We start from the raw sequence: 20,076 nt of genomic DNA, 5'->3' as shown, positions 1-20,076 counted from the left end.
GTCAGCTGAAGGAATGTGCCGGATGTCGACCACGGGCGGCCATTTGCGGCGCCGCGCGATTGTCGGTACCTCCTCCACACTGTGCGGGTCGTGCGCTGGTTGCTTGGGATGGGTCTCGTCGCGTTCGCGCTCGGCGTGCTGGCGCTGTGGGCCGCGCGGGACTCGCTGATCGAATGGGGAACGCGGCGCGTCGAGGCGGTGCTGGCGGACGTGTTCGAAGTCCCCGCCCGCATCGGTGCGATCGAGCTGTCGCTGTTGCCGCCGCGAATTCACATTCGCGACGCTCGTATCGGTACGGAACGGCCCACGCTTACGGCGCGGGAAGTCGACGCCACTCTGCGCATCGGAGAAAGCCTGCGGGCCCGCCAACCGGTAGCGTCGTTGACGGCGGAGGGGGTGTTCTTCGATGCGGGCCGACTGCCCAAGTCAAAGAAGAAGCCGCACGCACCAGGGCCGCTCGCGGCCCCGCGCGTGCTTCCGTTCCTAGTGGTGGCCGATCGCATCGACGATGTCACGGTGCAATTCCCAGTTGGCGGAAAAGGAGCGACGGCTGCCGCCAAGACGGCGTTGGTGACCGGCCGCGTGTCGATGGACGCGGCGCGGCCGTACGTATTGTTCGTCGTCGATTGCGATGCGGCCGAGGTCGAGCGTGCCGCCCACCACCTCGACGTCGCGCGCGTGCATCTCGATGCGGGCGTGAAAGACGACCAGTTCTTCCTCCATGAGTGGACGGTTGACGGCGATCGCCTCCACGTCCGCGCGGTGAACGAATCTCCGCCGCCGGATACACGTCATCACATTACGGCGGAGCTGCCGTTCGACATCCTCGGCCTGGTGTTCGAACCGCTGGGGGAGATTGCCGGCACAGCTCGCGCCGATGCGTCGCTGCGTGGCGAGCTGTTCGACCCGCTGGTCGAGGCCGACGTGCGGCTCGATCAGACGACGGTGCATGGGCTGGCGGTCGGCGATCTGCACGGCACGTTCACGCGCAAGGGTCGGGAACTCACCTTGGCGGATGCGGAGATCACCGCGTGGGGCGGCAGTGCGCGGGCGAGCTTCGCGCTCACTGTCGGCGGCACGGTGCCAGCGACGGGGCAGGTTGCGTGGCGGGATCTCGATGCCACGCAGATCGGCTACCTCGATCAGCCGCCTCGCGATTGGTCGGTGCTCTCGCGCGGTAGCGCACAAGTCACCGGTACACTTGACCCGTTGGCTCTGACGGTGGCGGGCGAAGGAACGCTCGCGCCGCGTATCGAGCAGAGCGAGCCGTCCCCCGCGCGCTGGACTGCGGATCTCGCCATCGCCAAGGACGAGCTGCGCCTCAACGGCACAGTCAAGCAAACGGCGGAGAATCAGGCGCACATCGCTCTGACGCTGGCGCACGGCGAGACGGTGGGCGGTACCGCTGAGATCACACTCGGCGATGTTGCGAAGCTGGCGCCGCTGACGCCACGACCACTGCGCGATGGATTGAGCGGCAGTGTGGCGGTGAACGCGTCGGTGAGTGGTCCACTGAGTCGCCCGACATTCGCGGGCGCTGTGGATGGCGATCGACTGACGATCTTCGGGGCGACGATCCCGAAGATCCGTGGCCAACTGGAATGGAGCGGCAACGAGCTAGCTGCGCGCGGCGTTCAGATCAGCACCGCGACCGGATCGGGCGAGATCAATGGCGCGTTCGGGCTCACGCTGGATGCAGCGAATGACTGGCGACTGAGCGCTCGCAACTTGGATGTGACGCCGCTGACCGCGGCGGCGGATTTCCTCGGTTGGCAGATGCCGTTGCAAGGCGGCGTCCTCGACGGTCGCGCGAGCTGCCGGGGCTCGTGGTCGGCACCGCAGCTCGACGCGGAGCTGGAACTGCACCGGTTGTGGATACTGCCGGAGCCGGTCCACGCGTTGGCCATCCGCGCGCATGCGTCGCCGGAGGGTTGGAATGGCGAATTACAGCTGAGCCACACCAAGACTGAGTCGGTGACGCTGAGCGCGGCAGGGCTAGGAACTCGACAGCTGCGTGCGACGCTGGCGTCGACGGACTTGCGACTCAGTCATCTGCGTGGCGCCGGTTGGCGTGGCCTGGACGGGGCGGTCTCGCTGCACGCGACCATTGACGGCGAACTGCAGCGGCCAAGCGGATCGGTGCGAATCGAGGGCCACGACTTGCGAGCGGATGATCATGCGATCGGCGATGGCGTGATCACGGCCGCGGGCAATCTCGGCGAGTGGACGTCGCACGTGACGCTGTTGGGCGAGGCGCTGCAAGCTGATGCGAGTTGGCGCGTCGGGGCGGACTGGCCGTTTACCTTGCGTGGTGAGCTGCGGCCGACGGACTTGGCGGCGCTGCTGTTGCTCAAGTCGCTGATGCACATCGAGGTCGCCGGCACGTTTGACGTGCACGGGCGGCTGACTGCGCTGAACGACGTCGGTGGTGAAGTGCGGGTCTCCAATCTGAACGTGTCGCGCCAGTCGTACGCGGTGCAGGCCAGCGAGCCGATTGTGTTGCAAGGCGAGCACGGCCGCTTTCGCTTGCTTCGCTGCGCGATCGCCGGCGGTGGTAGTCATCTCGATGCGAGCGGAACCTTCGCCACGTCAGGGTTACTCGATGTCGACCTCACCGGTAGCGGCGATTTGGAATTGGTCGAACTGCTGATCGATCCGGTGCAGTCGGCGCGCGGCAGCTTCGCCCTGCACGCAAAGATTCGTCGCAGTGAAGCGGGCGCGGTCACACTCAGCGGCGCCGCCAGCGTCAGTGACGCAGCCATCGATGCGGGTCTGCCGGTTGCCTGTACCGATACCAGCGGTGAGTTCAGCTTGGCCGGCGATCGGATCGCGATCGACTCACTTGCCGGCAAACTTGGGGGCGGAACGTTCGAAGTCGGTGGGGTGGCAAGCGTGAGCACCGGCCCGGATCTTAGTTGGACCATTCGTGAGGTGGCGCTGCCGGTCAGCGACGGGCTCGAAGCGCGCGTCTCGGGTGAGGGCAAAGTGGCGGGGCCGTGGGAGAGCCTGGCGGTGAGCGGCAAGGTCGAAGTGCTCAACGCTCTGTACGATCGCGACGTCGGGTTGGCCGATCTGTTGCCTGTTCTGCAGCGGCTGTTCGCCGCCGCGCCCCAGCGCGAGGCCACGGAAAACGGCATCGGACTCGATTTGCGGGTATTCGCCCACGACGGCGTGTTTGTCGACAACAACGTCGCCGCGGTCGAGTTGTGGCTCGATTTGCAGGTCGCCGGTCATGCCACCAAACCGGTACTGCTCGGCACCATCGGCGTATTTGGCGGCGAGGTGAAGTTCCGCGGGCGCACGTTCACCGTCAATGGCGGATCGATCGAATTTCGCGACCGATTTGATCTCAACCCGTTGTTGAATCTCAGCGCCGAGAGTGACATCGCGACCAGCGACTCGGAATACACGGTGCGCGCGACCGTGAGCGGCAAGGCGGACAATCCGCGCGTCGAGTTCACCGCCGATGATCCCAGCTTGTCACAGAACGACGTCCTGAGTCTGGTGGCCTTCGGCAAGACCTCGGCGCAGTTGCAACGCGAAGCGACTGGAGTCGGGGCGGGCAGTGCGCTCGCCTTCATTCCAACCGGAATGGTTGAGGCCGAAGTGCGCCGCTTCGTCGGGGTGGACCGCTTTGAGGTGGAGGCGACGCAGGCGCGCACCACCGGCACGATCGAGCCGCGCCTGACGGTGGGGAAAGATCTGACCGACCGATTGCGCGTGCTGGCTTCGACGACCGTGGGCACGGGGACCGCGCATGTCGCGCAGTTGGAGTACAAACTGACCCGCCGCATCTCACTGCTGGGGAGCTGGGAAAGTGAAACGCAGGACCAGGCGGGCGCGTTCGGCGGTGACATAAAGTTCCGCTACGAGTTTCGCCGATTCCCGCTATCGCTGTTTCCCAGCGACGACTGTGTGCAGCTTGATGCGCGGTAGGCACGGGAACGGTCGCCGGCCGCTGCTCGCGTGGGTAGCAATGGCGCTAGCGGTGGGCGCCCTTGGCGAGGCGGCACGGGCTTATGCGCAGGTGGACGATCTGGTGGGGCGGCGAATCGAAGCAATCGAGATTCACTGCGCTGCTCCGATCGACAGCGGTGACTTACGTCGCATCCTGCCGGTGCAGCGGGGCGACGTGTTACGCGCGGGCGACACGGAGCGAGTGCGTGCACGGCTGCTGGAACGGGAGATCTTCACTGCGGTTGAAGTCGCGGCCGAGCCGCGCGCCGATGCCGTCGCCCTGGTGGTGCAGCTCACACGCGAGGCGATCGTGAACCGGGTACGTTTTCGTGGCAACGATGCGCTGAGCGATACCGTGCTGAACCGCATCGTGCGCGTGGGCACGAGCTCGCCGTTCTCCAACGAGGCGCGCGACTTCGCCGTGGCGCGCATCCGCGAACGGTACAAGAACGAAGGCTTCGACACGGCGCAGGTACGCACCGACGTCAGCGAGTGTCGGCCGGGCGAGGTGGAGGTCACGTTCGTGATCGACGAGGGCGAGCCGGTGCGAGTCGCGGCGGTGGAGTTTACGGGGGATGCGCCGGTGTCTACGGACATGCTGCGGCGAACGGCCGGCATCAAACCGGGTGATCGCTATCTCGCCACGCGCCAGCACGCGGCGCAAAAGGCGATCATACGGCGGTTGCGTGCCGAAGACTATTTCGAAGCGGACGTTGCCGCCGAGTGGCGGCGTGATCCGGGCTCGACGGGAACACTCCAGTTCCGCGTTGACCCTGGTCCGTTGTTCGAGATTCAGGTTCAAGGCAATCATCACTTCAGCAAGCGGCGCCTGCTCAAGCTTCTCGACCTGTTGGGCCGTCCCATTGTGACTGATGGAACCTGGCGGGAACTCGCGCGGCGCATCCGGCGTGCGTATCAGGAAGACGGCTACTACTTTGCGCGCGTCGACGTGCAGATCGAGTTGGGTTCGCCGAAGGTGATTCGCTACGCTGTCGATGAAGGTCCGGTGATTCATGTGGCGGCTGTCGACTTCGACGGCGGCCACGCGTTGTCGGCCACCGCGCTGCGCGCGGCCATGGCCACGCAGCCACCAAGCTGGGTTCCGTGGCGCACGGGGGTCTTGCTCGACGACGTACTCGACGAAGATCTGAAGCAGCTCTGGTATCTCTATCGTCGCCACGGCTATCACGCGGCCGAAATCGCCGATGTGCGTACCCAAATAGATCGCGCCCACGGCCAGGCGACGGTGACAGTCGTGATCGAAGAAGGCGTGCGCACGGTGGTGACGACGGTCGAGCCGGTGGGTCTGATCGGCGTCAGGACGCTGCCGGAGCTGCGGACTCGTCCCGGCGTGCCACTCAACGTCGATGAGGTCGAAGCCGATCGGCGTGCGTTACTCGCCGCGCAGCAGCAGGCTGGCTATCCGTCTGCGGAAGTGAAGAGTGATGTCGCGACCGAAGCGAATGGCGACGAACGAGCGGCGACGGTGCGGTTTGTGGTCACCCCCGGCACGTATGAGCGAGTCGGTACGATCATCGTGCAAGACAACATCGACACCAAGTCGCGCGTCGTGCTGCGCGAGTTGTCGTTTCATTCGGGTGATCCGCTCGATCCCGAGGCCCTCGCGCAGAGCGAGCGGCGGCTGTATCGGCTGGGGTTGTTCCGCAGCGTCAGCGTACGCCCCAGCGCGGACCCGGCGCAGGATGGGGCGCGCGACGTGGACGTGCGGGTGGCAGAGAAGGCCCCTGGCAGCATTCAGTTTGGCGGCGGCTACAATACGCGCGATGGGTTTCGTGCGTTTGGCGAAATCAGTCAGAACAATCTGCAGGGACTCGGCCGGCGCATCAGCTTGCGTGGCGAGGTTAGTTTTCAGCCGAGCGCGGTGACGCCAAACGAGTATCTGGGCGACCTCGGCTTTCGCGATCCGCGCATCGCTGATTCGTTGTGGGCCGGGCGAGTCAATTTGATCGCGCAGCGATCGACGCGGTCGGTGGATCAGTTCAGTTTCGAACGGTTCGCCTTTGTCCCCGCAATCGAGCGGCAAGTGCTGCCGGATTTGCGCGCGGGGGTGGAACTGCAAGTCGAAGACATCAAGGTGTTTGATGTGGAGCAGGACGTGTTGAAGTTCAACCCGGCGGATGACGGCCGGTCGACCGCGATCAGCCCCGGTCCGTTCCTCGTGTACGACGGGCGCGACGATCCCTTCATTCCGCATCGTGGGGTCTTCGATTCGTTGCGCGTGCGCTACGCCGCCGGTTGGCTCGGCTCGGATTTACCGTTGATCAAAGTGCTCGGTCAGCACAGTCAGTACATCCCGATCGGGGCGGGCGTGACGTTCGTCTACGCGCTGCGCGCGGGTTGGTCGGAGTCGTTGGAGAACAACTCGCAGGTGCCGATCCGCGAACGGTTCTTCCTAGGCGGGCGCACCACCGTGCGCGGCTTCAGTGAGAACTCAATCGGACCGACCGGCAGCAGCGGCAACCCGATCGGCGGCGACTGGGATGTCAACGCCAACATCGAGCTGCGCTTCCCGTTGTTCTGGGGGGTGGGTGGTGCGGTCTTCACCGATGGTGGCGGGGTCTATCTGCACGATGTCGATCGCTGTGAATCAACGGACGTGGGCGGGCAGCACTGCGCCGTGACCCTCGACAACTTTCGTCGCTCGGCGGGGCTCGGGGTGCGCTACGATACGCCCGTGGGCCCGCTCAGCCTCGATTACGGGTTCAAGCTCGATCGCCGATCGGATGAGTCGATCGGCGAGGTCCACTTCAGCATCGGCACGATCTTCTGAGTGTGGCGCTCAAACGGCGGCCAACTCGGCCTTGCGCGGGCGCTCGATGCGCACCTTGCTGATGCGTCGGCCATCGAGCGCGACCACAGTCATCTTGTGGCCGTCGTGCATGATCGCTTCACCACCTTTGGCGATGCGCTTAAGACGCGCGAGCACGAAGCCGGCGAGCGTGCTGTAGTCCTGCGTTTCCTCGACCGGCAGGCCGTACTTGTCGTGCAGATCGCTCAGCGTCACGGTGCCGCGTACCAATAACGAACCGTCGGGCAATTCCTGGATGTCGAGTTCTTCGTCGACGTCAAACTCGTCGCGAATCTCGCCGACGATCTCTTCCAACAAATCTTCGATGGTCACCAAGCCGATGACGGTGCCGAATTCGTTGAGGACGATCGCGAGGTGGAGCCGGCGCGCTTGCAACTCGCGCAACAGATCGCTGATCTGCATCGAGTCGGGGACGAAATAGGCGGGATGCATCACCTCGACCAGCTTGGGCGACGGCGCGCGCTCGAGGGCGCGGAAGAGATCCTTGATGTGGACCGTGCCGACGATGTGATCGAGATCACCGTGATACACCGGCACGCGCGAGAAGCCGGTTTCGATCAGATCCTTGGCGAGCGCCGCGGGCGGAATGTCGCTGTTGACCGCATGGATCTCCGAGCGCGACGTCATCACTTCGCGCACCGAGGTGTCGGTGAACTCGAAGATGCTGTGGATGAGCTTGCGTTCGGCTTCATCGAAGATGCCCGCCTCCGTGCCTTCGTGCACCATGTGCTTGACCTCGTCTTCGGAGACAAAGGGATCATCGATGTGGCCGGCGCCTAGCAGCCGAGTGATGGCGCCAGTCGATCGCGTCAGCACGGCGACGGCCGGCGCGCAGAGCCAGGCAAAGCCGCGGATCACGGGTGCGGCGAAGCACGCCAACTGCTCGGCGCGGTTGAGCGCGATGGACTTAGGCGCGAGCTCGCCGAGCACGAGCGTGAAGTAGGACATGAACAGCACCGTGCCGCTCAAGGCGATGGGATCGACCCACGGCAACAACCAAGTCGGCGCGATCGCCCGCAGCACCGGCTCGATGAAGGCGACGGTACCGGCACCCGCGACCACCGAGGCCATCGCCCCGGCTACCGTCACGCCGATTTGTGCGGTGGCGAGAAAGTGTGGTGGATTTTCTTTGAGCGTGGCGAGCGCCGCGGCGCCGCGGCGACCTTCGGCGACTAACTGCGGAATGCGACTGCGCCGCACCGCGACGAACGCGATCTCGGAGGCGGAGAAGAAGCCACTCACCAGCACCAAGACCACGATCGCCAGCAGCTCGCCCCACAACGCGTTGAAGTTCATGCCCCAGCCTCCATGGCGTGGAGCATAGCCGGGCGACCGCCTAGGGGTCCAGCGGCGCCGATTGCCGTCATTCGCACGGGAGTGGTGAGCGCAGGCGCGCGTATGCTACGAGGCTACCGAAGATCGTGAAGGTGACGGCAATGAAGGTTGTGGCATATTTCCAATTGAACGAGGTGCGCTGGGCAATCCCGGAGTCCGAGCTTGCGGACTTGCGGAACCAATTTCCGGCGATGCGGTTGGTGTCGCTTGAGGATGACGCACGCTTGGCCGACGAATTGGTTGATGCCGATGCGTTCGCCGGCTGGCACTTCCCGCCGCAACATTTCGGGGCGGTGAAGCGACTGCGATGGATTCATTCGGCGTCAGCCGGAATCGAAGCGAATCTGTTTCCCGAGCTGATCCGCAGTGACGTAGTGCTCACCAACTCCGCCGGCCTGCACGTGGTGTCGATTCCCGAGCATGTGCTGGCCACGATGCTGGTCCTAGCACGCAACTTTCCGATCGCGTTTCGGATGCAACAGGAGAAGCGCTGGGAACGATTCGAGATCATCGCCGGCAATGGTGGCATCCGCGAATTGGCCGGATCAAAGCTGGCCATCCTCGGTGTCGGCGCGATCGGGCGGTCACTGACGAACAAAGCAACGGCGCTCGGCATGCACGTGCGCGTGCTGCGCCGCAACCCCGACCGTGGTGTGCCGGGTGCCGAACAAGTGGTCGGACACGAACAGCTTCACGAGCTGTTGCGGTGGGCGGATTTCGTCGTCCTGGCGGTACCGCTCACGAGTGAAACGCGCCACCTCATCGGCACCGCCGAACTGCAGGCCATGCGCTCGGATGCGTTTCTGATCAACATCGCACGCGGCGAGGTGGTCGACGAAGCCGCGTTGATCGCGAGTCTGCGCGCCGGCGCGATTGCCGGTGCGGGTCTCGACGTATTCGCCACCGAACCGTTGCCGCCCGAGAGTTCGCTGTGGGACCTACCGAACGTGGTGCTGACGCCGCACGTGTCGGGTTACACGCCGGACTATTTTGGCAAGATGCTGGCGATCTTCCGCGACAACCTGTGCCGCTTCATCGCCGGCGAACGGATGCGCAACGTGGTCGACAAACGGTTAGGCTATGTGGCCGACAGCGAGTGAGATCTTTCGAGCGCAAGAAGCTTGTGATATGAGGCGACGGTGCCGTTCGTGAATGACAAGCGGCTGTTCCTCCGTCTTGGCGACAAGGTCAATCACGTCAACTATTCCCAGTGGGGCGAGGGAGTGGTGGTCGAGGAGATGACATCGACCGTGCCGGGCGGGACCTGTTTGGTGCGCATTAAATTTCGGGATGGCCGGCAGCGGACGTTCGGCAACGACATGGACAACGAGAGTTGCTGCTACTATTTCGGTGTGAAAAAACTTTGGGATCTGGATGCCGAGGTCTTCGAGGCGAGCACACGCGCGGCGCGACGCGGCGGACCGCGCCGACTCACTTCGCGCTGATACTCATGCGCGCGCAGAGATCGCACGACTGTGCGCGATTCCTGCGGGCGAGAGATAGTCGACCAGATACTTGCGGAAGGCTTTGAGCGCGGCGTTCACGTCGTCGAACAGTTCTTCCCGTACCCAGTCGCCGTCCACCCAGCAATCGAACGATGGCGCTTCACCGAGCGCCAATTCGAGCAGACGCTCCCCGATCGGCGTGCCGGTCACCAGCACGCGGATCGTCCGGCCGGAATCCACGATCAGACCGCGGGCGTAGTTGGGCAGGGCGATGAGTTGCTTGAGTCGATCGAGTTCGCGCTGCGGGTAGGTGGTCTCGGCCAGCTGTACGTATTGCCAGCCACCATCGGGCGGGTTCGCCTGCTGCAACAACCGGAGATTGTTGTCCGTGAGGTGATCGAGGGCGCGGCCCTGTTCGAAGTCGTGTGCGACAGTAAAAAAGCTAGTACCCGCAGGGCCCGCCGGGCGCACGACCTTGGGGCGTTGCTTGGGCGTGGTCTCGACCCACCAACGATCGACCACCTTCGGTTGCGTCTTGGCGTCAGGCGCCTTGTCGGCCATCGCCTAGCTCGCCGCTCGTTTTTTCTGGCGCGCCCGTCCGTTGGTTGGCGGGTGATAGCCGTTCGTGCGGACGCCATTGGCAGCGGTCCCGCGTGTCATGCGGAAAGCGAAGGTGTCAGCCTTACGTTCGGCATCAGACCAGAAGACATAGTGCCCCATTTCATGAAAGACCATGTTGACCCACTGGCGCTCGGAATTGTACTTGCGTCCGTTCTTCCAGTTCTCCGGATGCACCAGATGGATCTTGCCGTCTTCGTACGTCTTGCCTGCCGTGCGACCCCAGTCGATGTACTCGAACCACTCGATGCTTGGCCGCTTGAGATTAAAAAACCGGCACAGCGCACCGACCGCGCGATTGAAGTCGGCCGTGTGGTGTGCCTGAAAAAATACGCTCAGTGATCGATGAATTACCCGCCGTTCCTTCAGCGGCGGCAAGATCATGCGCATTGACCGAACTCCGTAGTGGCCGACGCCTTGAACGCGACGACGGCGCCGGACAATAGTGTCGTGCAGCACGATTGTCAATCCACTATCGGACAACGCGGCGAGCATAAAAGGTGCTGCAGTTCATCCGTGAAATCAACGTACTATGTATCATCACCTCAACGAACTGTTGAGGGCGGAAAATCCATCGGGCAAGCGAATTCGTTCTCGCGACTTCGTTCTCGATGGATCGCGGCGGTCACCGCGCTCGCTCGATGCGCACGGCGCAGAACTTGAACTCCGGGATCTTGCCGAACGGATCGAGGGCATCGATGGTGAGCACGTTGGCCGCGGCTTCGCGGAAATGGAAGGGAATGAAGACACTTCCCTGTGCCGTCCGTTCGCCCGCGTGCACCTTGATGGTGATCGCGCCGCGGCGCGAGCTGATGCGGGCGAGATCGTGCTCGTCGAGGCCGAGGCTGCGCAGGTCCTCGGGGTGCAGCTCGGCGTACGCTTCCGGCTCCAGCGCATCGAGCGCCTTCGAGCGACGCGTCATCGTGCCCGTGTGCCAATGTTCGAGGAGGCGGCCGGTGTTGAGGACGTAGGGGTACTTGTCATCCGGCAGCTCCTTCGCCGGCGCGAACTCGGCGGGAACGAACTTACCCTTGCCGCGGGGGAACTGCTCGGTGAAGAGTACCGCGGTGCCCGGTTCGGTGGGCGACGGGCAGGGCCAGAGCATGCCGATGGACCCAAGTCGTTCGTAACTCAGGCCGGCGTAGCTGGGCGTGAGTGAGGTCATCTCGCGAAAGATCTCCTCGGCGTTCTGATAGCGCATCGGGTAGCCCATGCGCGTAGCGATGTCGCAAAGGATTTGCCAATCGGTGCGCGCTTGTCCCGGTGGCTCGACGGCCTTGCGGCCGAGCTGCACACGGCGATCGGTATTGGTGTAGGTGCCCTCCTTCTCGGCGAAGCTAGTCGCCGGGAGGATGACGTCGGCGAACTCCGCGGTCTCGGTGAGGAAGATGTCCTGCACCGCGAGGAAGTCGAGCGCCGCGAGCGCCTTGCGCACCTTGTTGGTGTTCGGATCGCTGAGAAATGGGTTCTCGCCCATCATCAGCATCCCGCGAATGGTGCCGGCTTGCGCGGCGCTCATGATCTCGACCACGGTCAGGCCGGGATTGGGATCGAGCGGCACGCCCCACGCTCGCTCGAAGCTGGCGCGCACGGCCGGATCCGTAACCGACTGATAGTCGGTAAAAACCATCGGGATCAGGCCGACGTCGGATGCGCCTTGCACGTTGTTTTGACCGCGCAGCGGATGCAGCCCGGTGCCCGGCCGGCCGATGTTGCCGGTCATCAACGCGAGCGAGATGAGGCAGCGCGCATTGTCCGTGCCCGTGGTGTGCTGAGAGATGCCCATGCCCCAGAAAATCATTGCGCCGCGCGCGCGGCCGTAGCAGCCCGCGACGGTCTCGATGATGTCGGCGGGCACACCGGTGATGCGGGCGACGACATCGGGAGGATAGTGCTGCACCGTTGTGCGTAGCGCGTCGAAGCCTTCGGTGCGGTCGCGCACGAAGTCGGCGTTCACCAATCTGTCTCGAATGATGACGTGCATCAGGCCGTTGAGGAGCGCGACATCGGTGCCAGGCTTGAAGCGCAGGTAGTAATCGGCGTGATCTGCGAGTGGCGGACGGCGCGGGTCGATGACGATCAACGTCGAGCCACGTTTGGCGGCAGCCTTCATGAAGGTCGCGGCGACTGGATGGTTCTCGGTGGCGTTGGATCCAATGACGAGCACCACGTCGGCAAGCGCGACGTCGGCGAACACGTTGGAGACCGCGCCCGAGCCGATAGTCTCCATCAGCGCGGCGACCGACGACGCGTGGCACAGCCGCGTGCAGTGATCGACGTTGTTCGTGCCGAACACCGCGCGGACGAGTTTCTGGAAGATGTAGTTGTCCTCGTTCGAACACTTGGCCGATCCGAAACCGGCGAGCGCCGCGCCGCCGTGGGTCTCTTTGATCGTTCGCAAGCGCGTGGCGATCAGATCGAGCGCTTCGTCCCATGTCGCCTCGCGAAACGCGGGCAACACATCGTCGTAGTTTACCAGTCCGCCGGGTCGGTGCCCGCGTTCGTCGCCGCGCACCTCCGGAGAGAGCGCACCCTTCGGGTAGCGGTCGGACCGGCGGATCAACGGCACGGTGAGGCGCTGCGGATGGTGTGCGTAGTCGAATCCATAGCGACCCTTCACACACAACCGGCCCTGATTCACCGGGCTGTCCGCGCGTCCTGAAACTTGCACAAGGGTGCCGTCGCGAACGTGGTACTGAATCGCGCAGCCGACGCCGCAGTAGGGACAGACCGAATCGACCAGAAGCTCTGGGCTACGCGAAGGAGAGTCCACCCGCGGCTGCGTGACCGGCTTATCGATCAGTGCGCCGGTTGGACACGCAGCGGCGCATTCGCCGCATGAGACGCAGGTCGAGTTGCCCATCGGTTGACCAAGGTCGAAGGCAATCCGCGTGGCATAGCCCTTTTCGGCACGGCCGATGACTTCATTCGATTGCACTTCGTTGCAGGCGCGGATGCAGCGGTCGCACAGAATGCACGCGCGGTGGTCGACGGCGATCACAGGCGACGAGGTGTCGTCATGGTCGTGCCAGGCGCGTGCGGCGAAGCGCGGTAGCCCTATACCGAGATCGCGGCCGAGGTGCTCCAGTGCGCAGTGGCCGACTTGTTCTTTGGCGCACGGCGAAGGGTGATCCGCGAGCAGCAGCTCGACGAGCGTACGACGCGCCCGCAGCACCGAGGCAGTCGCGGTACGCACGACCATGCCGTCCTCGACGGGGCGGACGCAGGCGGCTTGGAGCGTACGCGCGCCTTGCACGTCGACGGTGCAGACGCGACATACGCCGACGGGGCGGAGCTGCGGATCGTGGCAGAGCACGGGAATCTGAATGCCCGACTGCTGGGCGGCGGCCCAAATCGTGGTGCCGGCACGAACGTTGGCAGCGCGGCCGTCGATGCTGAGCCGAATCATGCTCATCGGCACACGCGGGCGGGGCAATGGCCATGGAGATGCGCGTCAACTTCATCGGGGAAGTGCTTCAGCACGGACAGCAGCGGATTCGGCGCGGCTTGGCCGAGCCCACAGATCGACGTAGCCTCCATCGTGTTCGCCAACTCGCGCACGAGATCAAGGTCAGCGGCGCGCGCGACCCCGCGTGCCAGCGCCTCCGCCAGTCCGACGAGCTTCTCCGACCCGACGCGGCAGGGGACGCATTTGCCGCACGACTCGTTGCGAAAGAACCGCAACCCGCTGAGCGCGGCATCTACCATGCACGTACCCTCGGCGAGAGCGATCACCGCGCCCGAACCGAGCATCGAACCGGCGGCGGCCAGCGGTTGAAAGTCGAGCGCGATGTTGCTGCACGCGGCGGGCAAGAATCCCGACGATGCGCCGCCCGGGGCGAACGCCTTGAGGCGTCGCTGTCCGCTCATGCCGCCGCCGTGCTCCTCGATCAGCTCGCGCACGGTGAGGCCGAGCGGAATCTCGTATACGCCGGGGCGTGTGACATGACCGCTGAGCGCGATGAACTTGAGTCCGGATGCGCCATTGCAGCCTTGCTGGGCAAACCACGCCCCGCCGCGCGTTAGAATCGTCGGCACCCACGCGAGCGTCTCGACGTTGTTGATGAGCGTCGGCTGGCCCCACAAGCCGATCACTCCCGGGAATGGCGGGCGATTGCGTGGTTCGGCGCGTTTGCCTTCCATAGCTTCAAGTAGTGCGGTCTCCTCGCCGCAAATGTAGCCACCCGGGCTATCGAAGATCTCGATGTCGACGGCACACTCGGAGCCACACACGCTTGCTCCCACCGCATTCGCGGCGCGAGCGGCCGTCAACGCGGCAACCAATCGTTCGCGTTGGCGAGCGTACTCGTGACGCAAGAAGACATACGCCTTGCGGGCCCCGACGACGAGCGCGGCGATGACCAGGCCTTCGATGATCAGGTGCGGATAGTGTTCAAGCAGAAAGCGGTCCTTGAACGTTCCGGGTTCGCTCTCGTCGGCGTTGCACACGACGAACTTCTCAGTAGCGTGCGCGGCGCGTACCAGTTGCCACTTACGCGCCGTCGGAAAACCCGCACCACCGAAGCCGCGCAGGCCACTGGCGTCGAGTTCCTTGATAATGGAATCGGGATCGCCCGCGGCAACGAAGCCGCGCAGCGTCGCATAGTGTGCGCCGCCGTCGTGAGGGTCAATGAACCGAGTGATCGAGTGTGCGGTGATCGCAGCGGCACCGGTGACGTTCGCGATCGCTTCGACGGCGTGTTGTGAAGTGAACCCGCCGTACACGTGGTCACCGATCGCGACCGCGGCGGGCTGGTCGCACAATCCGAGACACGAGGACGACGACACGCGCTTGCCGGCCGCACGTAATGTTTCAAGCAAGCCCGGCTCGGCCAGATGACAACTGAGATCACCACAGACGCGAGTCTCCTCAGCACGTAACGATCCCAATTGAGGGAAAAAGGTTGTAAGGCTGTGCAGGCGGTGAAGCGGTGTCTGCGTGCGGTGGCTCAGATCCCGCAGCGCGTGGTCAGGTGCGGGGTTGTCGGCAAGTCGGCGAAGTTCTTCGACGAGATGCGCATCGGACGCGCGGCGCTTGTTCACGCCCGCATTCTGGCAACGTCGGCGGAAGGGAGCAAACGAAGCGCGCCAGCGGGATAGAATGTCCGGACGCGCTCCGCTATCATCCGTGCGCAATGATTCCAGTGATTGTCGATTTTGGCACGCTCAGTGTCTTCGGCGTCAAGCTCCATCTCGCCATCTACAGCTACGGGATGATGATGGCGATCGCGTTTCTTACGGGTGCCTATCTCGTCGGTCTGGAACTGAAGCGTAAAGGCCTGCCAGAGAGCGCCGCGTCGACGCTGGTGTTCTGGGCGGCAGTCGGCGGATTGATTGGCGCGCGGTTGCTGACAATCTTCGAAGAGTTTTCGGAGTTCTTGCACGACCCGGTGAGATTCATTTTTACCGGCGCCGGCTTTGTCTGGTACGGCGGACTCATCGGTGGATTCGTCGCCGTGACGCTGGCGATGCGTCGGCTGAAACTGCCGTTTTTGCAGACCGTCGATTGCATTGCGCCGACGTTGGCGCTTGGACATGCCATCGGCCGCATCGGTTGTCAGCTCGCGGGCGACGGTGATTGGGGGGCGGTGTCGACGCTGCCGTGGGCGATGACGTACCCCAATGCCATCGTCGGATGGAACTATCCGCCGGGCGTGCGGGTGCATCCGACGCCGATTTACGAGACCATTGCCTACACCGTGGTGTTCGGAATTCTTTGGTCGCTGCGCAAGCGCCCGCACCGCGATGGCGCGCTGTTCTGGTGGTATCTAGTGCTAGCGTCGAGTCTACGGTTTCTTGTTGAGTTTGTGCGCATCAATCCGCCGGTCGCCGGAACCCTGACGCAGGCGCAGGTCATTAGCATCGTCCTCGTGTCCATCGGCGTGTGGCGGCTGATCGTTGCGTGGGCGCCGAGCACCGGCGAACGTTCGGCCGTGCGGTCGGCTTCATGATCAAACGTTGGGGCGCGCCGCTGAGCATCCTAGCGGCCGGCTTGGCGGCGGCGACGTATGTCCAGGTCGGACAGGGCAAGCGTAGCGGGTTTCCCGCGCCCGACTTCACCCTCCCGGACTTGAGTGGGCGCGTCTATCGGTTGTCCGACTTCCGCGGCAAGGTGGTGTTCCTCAACGTCTGGGCAACATGGTGCCCGCCGTGCCGGATGGAGATGCCGTCGATGGAGACGCTCTATCGACGCCTCAAGGGCCGCGACTTCGTCATGCTCGCGGTCAGCCAAGACGAGGATGGGAGCGCGTCGGTGCAACCGTACGTCGAGCAGGCGGGGCTGACGTTTCCGGTTCTTGTCGATCCGAAGGGGGTGGTGTCGCGACAGTTTGGCGTGACCGGCTATCCTGAGACGTTCGTGATCGATCGCCAAGGACGCGTCATCGAACACACAATCGGTCCAGAGAATTGGGAGACAGAGCAGAGCTACCGCTACTTCGTGGGACTGTTGCAATCCGATGCTGGTGCAAGCCAGGCGCGTGCAGACCAACCGGCCAGCGGCGGGTGATTCGCGCCGGCGGTGTGATGCGCCGCGCGGTGGACGGAGCGCACCGCGGTGCATTGCTTCTTGGGTTGCGCTTGCCGGGTGCTTGCTGTCCGCGCCCGGTCGGGCCGGGACAAAAGGAACTTTCGCGGTCGACTACATCGTGACGATCTCGGCGGACGACACGAAGACGGCGCTGGTCCGCTGGGAACTCTCCGGTGTCGACGAGATCGATGATCTACGCCTGCGGTTTTCTAGTGATCGAATTGACGGATTCGCCGGCAGCGGAGTCCTTGAACAGAGCGCCGGCTACGTTCGGTGGGTACCTGGTGGACCCTATGCGCACTTGAGTTACCGCGTTCGCATTGACCATCGGCGCGGACGCCAACAGCGCTACGACAGTTATGCAGCGACGGATTGGATCGTCACACGCGCGCGCGATCTGTTTCCGCGCACGCTGATCAACTACACGCCGCGGGGAAAGCAGGCCCCGAAATCACGGGCGCGGCTCATCTTCCATTTGCCCGCCGGTTGGCACAGCGTGACGCCGCACGAGCCCGTGGGGGGCGACACGTTTCTGCTTTCCGAGCCCGGGAAGGTGTTGGATCGACCGCGGGGTTGGTTCGCCCTGGGCCGGCTGGAGGTTAGTCAGCAAGAGATCGCGGATGCGATGGTACTGGTGGCGCGCGCGCCCGGGTCGACGCTGGATACTGCCGGACTGTTTCGCCTGTACGATCGGACGCTGCCGCTGTTACGCAGGCTGCTTCCGCAGCCGAGCGATAGGATTTTGATAGTCAGTGCTCCCGATCCGATGTGGCACGGTGGCGTGAGTGGTGCAGGTTCGTTCTTTCTGCATGGTGATCGTCCACTCCGAACGCCGGACCAGACGTCGCCGTACCTGCACGAGATGTTTCATGTGTTACAACCCTTCAAGCCGGCCGCCGATGCGGATTGGATCGAAGAAGGACTGGCGGAGTACTACTCGCTGGAGTTGCAGCGTCGTACCGGCCTACTCGATGCGACCGACTTTATGCACGGCCTTGAGTACCTGCACCGCTACGGCTTGTGGCAGGTTGACCTGACGAAACAACAGGACAATGCGGCGACGAACAACAGCGCCCCGCTGATCATGTACGCGTTGGATCGGCGCATTCAGCGGGCAACCGCCGGTAAGCGGCGCCTCGACGATGTGGTGACTGCGTTGGCGCGCGCAGGTGGGGTCGTTGACACGGCGCACTTTCAGCGGGAGGCCGAACGAGTCGCGGAGCGCGCGTTCGGAATGTTCTTTCGCCGCCACGTGATCGAAGGCAACCCCCCGCAGCTGCGCGAGGCGAGGCCTTAGAGAAGCAAGTGATCGAGAATCGCAATACCGAAACGGTGACGACCGTGTCCTCATTCTGTCTCTCGCATCCCCGCCAACGGGATGGATCAATGCAGGAGGCGGTAGTGGTGGCCAAAGAGTCGTTTGTAGTCAGGAGATGGAGCAGTAGATGACGGCGGCGGAGCTACGAATCCTTGTGGAGCAATCCATTTCCCCCGCCGGCTAGATCGACCGGGATGGATGCCTGCGCGGCCAATACCTGCATCGCCTTGCGGGCGAGGCGGCTCGGTTCGATGTGGCCATTCTCCCAGCGGTTCACGGTCGACACAGTCACGCCGATCGCGTGCGCGAACTCCTCTTGCGTCATGTTCAGACGCCGCCGCAGCAACGCAACTGGTGCCCCATTACTTTTGCTCTCGAACGACATAAGCCTCCTCCCGTCAGCCAGCATCAGCCTCTTCAGCTTCAACCCAGATGGCCAGAGTCGGAGCACGGCACGTGCCAGGATATTTTAGTGTGTGGAATTTCGGGGATCGCTCCTGGTTCGCGGAGCGCCCGTCAAATTCGTAACGTGGTGGTGGAATTGAGTCGCTAGCAGCGGATATTGAAGTGCAATCAGTCCTTGATTCCGACGCTCCGGCCCGCTACATGAAGCTCGCGATGCAGGCCTAATCCCCACACAAAGCGGGGAGCGGAGGACCCAGGTCCTTTGGGGTGAATCCCGATCGTTCGATTGGGACGGGCAACTCTTTGAGCCCGAACCCGTCAGCTAACTTCGTCGGCCTTCAAGGAGAGGAGCCAAACTGGTGCGACCAGGGGTATGATCCTCTGGTTTTTCTTTTTTTGGCTGTAGTGGCGCGGATGTGTTGGGCGGTTCCTCTCTCCCGTTGATGTCGCAGAAGGGGAGTGGATCGTGAATCATTCGTTCAATCGAGGTTACCGAGGACTGATCGCCGTGGCGGTTTTGGTTGGCTGCGTGGGTGCTAGCGTATCGGCGCACGCAAGTCCCACACAGCCGAAACCTATGGTGACCAACGCCTCATGGTATGGTCGCGCTTTCAAGAACCGCCCGACGGCGAGCGGGGTCCTCTTCGATCCGGAACAGCTTGTTGGAGCGCACCCGAGTTTACCCTTGGGCAGTCGCGTGTGCGTGACGGACTTGGCCAAGGGACGTTCGGTCGTAGTCACCATTGTTGACCGGGGACCGTTCATGAGAGGTCGGGGGATCGATCTCTCATATGCCGCAGCACGCTCGCTCGGGATCGTGCGACGTGGCATTGCGCGTGTGCGGATCGATTTGCTGAGCAACCGGCATGCGCCGCCGGTGATGATTGCGCAGGCGGCGGGCGCCGGGGCGCGGCTTCCAGGTGCGCTGACCGAATAACGCAAACGCGCGGCGAGGTCGCGCTGCTCACTCAATCTCGGGAAACGGATCGGCCGCAGGCGAGGCCGATTCTACGCTGGATTCTGTCGTGCGCGTGCCGGCTGATCCCGCTTGCAGACGCCGCTCAAGCTGACCGATGCGCTTGTTAAGACCCTGCACTTCTTTACGGGTTGGAAGGTCGAGGCGGCGCACGACCGGTTCGAGGCGCTGCGTTATCTGCGCTTCGAGGCTCGCAAGTAACTTCTCGCTGCGCTGTTCAACATCCTTCTGCACGCGTTGCGCACGCTTCTCGAAATCGCCACCCAAGCGCTTCGCTTGATCGAGCAGGCGATTGAGCGCCCGCTTCTGGTCGCGTGAGATCAGACTTGAGGCCTGCTTGCGCGTGCGGGTCAGAAGCGTCTCGGCGTCGCGTTGCAAGCGCTTCATGTTGTCGCGTAGCCGGGCCAGGGGTTCGCGGGCTGGCTTGGTGGTGGGTCGTTTTGCTCTCGCCATCAGTGCCTCCTTTGTAATCGTGTTGATCGACGCCTTTATCTGATGGTCTTTTAGCCCGAGGCGCTCGATGCTGACAAGAGCAAAGACGGCCGAGCTGGTCTCGGCGGATATTGACCCCGGCGGAAGTGCTGGGCATAGTGACTCGTCTTTTTGTGTGGAGGCGAACCGAATATCCGCTGTGGCGGCGCGCGTGGATAAACGTCGTGGCTG

Annotated in this window: 15 protein-coding genes; 8 read left to right on the top strand and 7 right to left on the bottom strand. The window is 63.7% G+C overall.

All coding sequences use genetic code 11. From position 1 onward, the window contains the following. Positions 1-90 precede the first annotated feature (90 nt). The gene (locus tag HYR72_00190) at positions 91-3,936 is read left to right on the top strand and encodes a translocation/assembly module TamB (GenBank protein ID MBI1813381.1); all 3,846 of its coding nucleotides are present in this window, start codon (positions 91-93) and stop codon (positions 3,934-3,936) included. Beyond that, entirely contained in the window at positions 3,926-6,748 is a 2,823-nt protein-coding gene (gene bamA, locus HYR72_00185; GenBank protein MBI1813380.1) for an outer membrane protein assembly factor BamA, read from the top strand. The genes HYR72_00190 and bamA overlap by 11 nt, the downstream gene beginning before the upstream one ends. 9 nt (positions 6,749-6,757) lie before the next feature. Here bamA and HYR72_00180 read toward each other — a convergent pair whose 3' ends face one another. Continuing rightward, entirely contained in the window at positions 6,758-8,083 is a 1,326-nt protein-coding gene (locus HYR72_00180; protein ID MBI1813379.1) for an HlyC/CorC family transporter, read from the bottom strand. 140 nt (positions 8,084-8,223) lie between these two features. Between HYR72_00180 and HYR72_00175 the strand changes: the two genes are divergently transcribed. Together HYR72_00175 and HYR72_00170 are read left to right on the top strand one after the other, a co-directional pair. After that, positions 8,224-9,222, top strand: a complete 999-nt coding sequence (locus HYR72_00175) for a D-2-hydroxyacid dehydrogenase (protein ID MBI1813378.1) — start codon at positions 8,224-8,226, stop codon at positions 9,220-9,222. 39 nt (positions 9,223-9,261) lie between these two features. Beyond that, the gene (locus HYR72_00170) at positions 9,262-9,567 is read left to right on the top strand and encodes a hypothetical protein (GenBank protein MBI1813377.1); all 306 of its coding nucleotides are present in this window, start codon (positions 9,262-9,264) and stop codon (positions 9,565-9,567) included. Between the two features lie 3 nt (positions 9,568-9,570). Here the strand turns inward: HYR72_00170 and HYR72_00165 are convergent, their stop codons facing one another. The 4 genes from HYR72_00165 to HYR72_00150 all read right to left on the bottom strand — a co-directional run bounded on the left by HYR72_00165 (position 9,571) and on the right by HYR72_00150 (position 15,228). Beyond that, complete coding sequence (locus HYR72_00165) at positions 9,571-10,128, bottom strand: hypothetical protein (protein MBI1813376.1); 558 nt, start codon at positions 10,126-10,128, stop codon at positions 9,571-9,573. Between the two features lie 3 nt (positions 10,129-10,131). Next, on the bottom strand, positions 10,132-10,680 hold the full coding sequence (locus HYR72_00160) for a hypothetical protein (GenBank protein ID MBI1813375.1): 549 nt from the start codon (positions 10,678-10,680) through the stop codon (positions 10,132-10,134). Positions 10,681-10,810: 130 nt separating this feature from the next. Continuing rightward, positions 10,811-13,600, bottom strand: coding sequence for a formate dehydrogenase subunit alpha (gene fdhF / locus HYR72_00155; GenBank protein ID MBI1813374.1), 2,790 nt, complete (start codon positions 13,598-13,600; stop codon positions 10,811-10,813). Then, positions 13,597-15,228, bottom strand: coding sequence for an SLBB domain-containing protein (locus HYR72_00150; GenBank protein ID MBI1813373.1), 1,632 nt, complete (start codon positions 15,226-15,228; stop codon positions 13,597-13,599). Before HYR72_00150 ends, fdhF begins: the two co-directional genes overlap by 4 nt. 92 nt (positions 15,229-15,320) lie before the next feature. On the opposite strand from HYR72_00150, the gene HYR72_00145 reads away from it, so the two are divergent. The 3 genes from HYR72_00145 to HYR72_00135 all read left to right on the top strand — a co-directional run bounded on the left by HYR72_00145 (position 15,321) and on the right by HYR72_00135 (position 18,011). Beyond that, positions 15,321-16,136 carry a prolipoprotein diacylglyceryl transferase gene (locus tag HYR72_00145; protein MBI1813372.1) on the top strand — a complete coding sequence of 272 codons (816 nt, stop codon included), beginning with the start codon at positions 15,321-15,323 and terminating at the stop codon, positions 16,134-16,136. Next, entirely contained in the window at positions 16,133-16,693 is a 561-nt protein-coding gene (locus tag HYR72_00140; GenBank protein MBI1813371.1) for a TlpA family protein disulfide reductase, read from the top strand. Before HYR72_00145 ends, HYR72_00140 begins: the two co-directional genes overlap by 4 nt. Before the next feature lie 139 nt (positions 16,694-16,832). Next, a complete protein-coding gene (locus HYR72_00135; GenBank protein MBI1813370.1) occupies positions 16,833-18,011 on the top strand; it encodes a hypothetical protein in 1,179 nt (392 codons plus the stop codon). A gap of 163 nt (positions 18,012-18,174) precedes the next feature. On the opposite strand, the gene HYR72_00130 is transcribed toward HYR72_00135, so the two are convergent. Continuing rightward, on the bottom strand, positions 18,175-18,417 hold the full coding sequence (locus HYR72_00130; protein MBI1813369.1) for a helix-turn-helix domain-containing protein: 243 nt from the start codon (positions 18,415-18,417) through the stop codon (positions 18,175-18,177). A gap of 597 nt (positions 18,418-19,014) precedes the next feature. Between HYR72_00130 and HYR72_00125 the strand changes: the two genes are divergently transcribed. After that, positions 19,015-19,374 carry a septal ring lytic transglycosylase RlpA family protein gene (locus HYR72_00125; protein MBI1813368.1) on the top strand — a complete coding sequence of 120 codons (360 nt, stop codon included), beginning with the start codon at positions 19,015-19,017 and terminating at the stop codon, positions 19,372-19,374. 27 nt (positions 19,375-19,401) lie between these two features. On the opposite strand, the gene HYR72_00120 is transcribed toward HYR72_00125, so the two are convergent. Beyond that, positions 19,402-19,791 carry a phasin family protein gene (locus HYR72_00120; protein ID MBI1813367.1) on the bottom strand — a complete coding sequence of 130 codons (390 nt, stop codon included), beginning with the start codon at positions 19,789-19,791 and terminating at the stop codon, positions 19,402-19,404. Between the last annotated feature and the right edge of the window lie 285 nt (positions 19,792-20,076).

Source organism: Deltaproteobacteria bacterium (assembly GCA_016178705.1).
Taxonomy (GTDB): domain Bacteria; phylum Desulfobacterota; class Binatia; order HRBIN30; family JACQVA1; genus JACOST01.
The sequence above is the reverse complement of the archived record's forward strand: the minus strand, read 5'-3'. Positions and strand labels throughout refer to the sequence as shown.

Coding starts and splice junctions, on each gene's coding strand:
- bamA (MBI1813380.1), top strand. CDS start 3,926: ATGCGCGGTAGGCACGGGAACGGTCGCCGGCCGCTGCTCGCGTGGGTA.
- HYR72_00180 (MBI1813379.1), bottom strand. CDS start 8,083: ATGAACTTCAACGCGTTGTGGGGCGAGCTGCTGGCGATCGTGGTCTTG.
- HYR72_00175 (MBI1813378.1), top strand. CDS start 8,224: ATGAAGGTTGTGGCATATTTCCAATTGAACGAGGTGCGCTGGGCAATC.
- HYR72_00130 (MBI1813369.1), bottom strand. CDS start 18,417: ATGTCGTTCGAGAGCAAAAGTAATGGGGCACCAGTTGCGTTGCTGCGG.
- HYR72_00125 (MBI1813368.1), top strand. CDS start 19,015: ATGGTGACCAACGCCTCATGGTATGGTCGCGCTTTCAAGAACCGCCCG.
- fdhF (MBI1813374.1), bottom strand. CDS start 13,600: ATGAGCATGATTCGGCTCAGCATCGACGGCCGCGCTGCCAACGTTCGT.
- HYR72_00145 (MBI1813372.1), top strand. CDS start 15,321: ATGATTCCAGTGATTGTCGATTTTGGCACGCTCAGTGTCTTCGGCGTC.
- HYR72_00140 (MBI1813371.1), top strand. CDS start 16,133: ATGATCAAACGTTGGGGCGCGCCGCTGAGCATCCTAGCGGCCGGCTTG.
- HYR72_00160 (MBI1813375.1), bottom strand. CDS start 10,680: ATGCTCGCCGCGTTGTCCGATAGTGGATTGACAATCGTGCTGCACGAC.
- HYR72_00165 (MBI1813376.1), bottom strand. CDS start 10,128: ATGGCCGACAAGGCGCCTGACGCCAAGACGCAACCGAAGGTGGTCGAT.